General features: G+C 43.8%; 2 protein-coding genes. Both read left to right on the top strand.

Annotation, left to right across the window (positions count from 1 at the left end; genetic code table 11):
• Window positions 1–276 precede the first annotated feature (276 nt).
• Window positions 277–978 (top strand): DUF1538 domain-containing protein, encoded by a 702-nt coding sequence (locus tag A3766_RS00815; RefSeq protein ID WP_068511339.1) that lies wholly within the window; start codon window positions 277–279, stop codon window positions 976–978.
• A gap of 15 nt (window positions 979–993) precedes the next feature.
• The coding region (locus tag A3766_RS00810) for a DUF1538 family protein (protein ID WP_156508577.1) at window positions 994–1311 on the top strand (318 nt) is incomplete at its 3' end.

Below are 1311 nucleotides of genomic sequence, written 5' to 3'. Positions count from 1 at the left end.
TCTTTTTGTGATGCAAGTCACATCATAAGTGTTAAGTAATTCGACGCTTGTCGCTGCTGATTAAGTGAGTTCTTGGGCCTTGTAAAACCTACAAGTAAAGGTCTCTAAGCGCTTTCAAATTGTCTTAGGTCAATTTCACTTTGTGAGTATTGGCCTATACTCATTTCTAGAGTTTTGTTTCTAGGGCCTAAACCTTGTTTGGGCTATCAACTTCTAACTTTGTATAGATTAAGGGAACTTAGTTTGCAGCAAGGCATACTCGCTATTTTTCGTTCAATGCTAGGTAGTCTCAGAGACCTGGCGCCGATCATAATTGTTATTGCATTTTTTCAATTTGCAGTACTTCAGCAGCCGATACCTAACCTGGTCGATATGATTATTGGTGTCATATTTGTATTGCTTGGCTTGACGTTTTTCATTTTCGGTCTGGAAATGGGCTTATTTCCGATCGGTGAGTCAATGGCTCATGCCTTAGCAAAGAAGGGTAGTGTCGCTTGGCTGATTGCTTTTGCTTTTGCATTGGGCTTTGGTACGACAATAGCTGAACCTGCCTTGATAGCAGTCGCTGCAGAAGCCGCAACGGTCGCCGCAGAAGGCGGCATGATCGAAGCAACTGAAGCCGCTAAAACAAGTTATGCCAGTGGCTTACGATTTACGGTGGCTTTTTCTGTAGGCTTGGCGATCGTTCTGGGTGTGGTGCGTATTATTGCAGGCTGGTCGATCCAATGGATGATTATTGGCGGCTATATTCTAGTTGTGATTATGACGAGTTTCGCACCAAAGGAAATTATCGGGATTGCATATGACTCGGGCGGTGTGACAACCTCAACGATTACTGTTCCTCTGGTGACTGCGTTGGGCGTAGGTTTGGCTTCATCAATCAAGGGCCGAAATCCGATGATTGATGGTTTTGGATTAATCGCATTTGCGTCGCTATCTCCGATGATATTCGTGATGGCTTACGGCATGATCATATAGTGAGCTCGGCGCTTAATGGAACTTCTCAACGATATTATCGACATTACGTTCGCCACGATTAAAGACGTGATTCCTATCGCGGCTATATTGTTTGGCTTTCAATTTCTTGTGATTCGCAAGCCTATACCCAATATGAAAAGGGTGCTGTTTGGTTTCTTGTACGTGCTGATCGGGTTATCGCTATTTTTACTCGGTTTGGAAAGAGCCTTATTTCCCTTAGGTAAATTAATGGCGCAACAGTTGACTGATCCAGCTTTTATAGCAGGAGCGAGGGATATTGGTGCCGATGCACTTCAGTGGTTTGATTATTATTGGGTCTATCTGTTCGCCTTT

The sequence above is a fragment of the Oleiphilus sp. HI0132 genome (genome assembly GCF_001635845.1).
This window is presented reverse-complemented; position numbering and strand designations above follow the sequence as displayed.

Excerpts from the sequence above, each read along its gene's own strand:
- A3766_RS00815 (WP_068511339.1), top strand. The coding sequence starts at position 277 with ATGCTAGGTAGTCTCAGAGACCTGGCGCCGATCATAATTGTTATTGCA.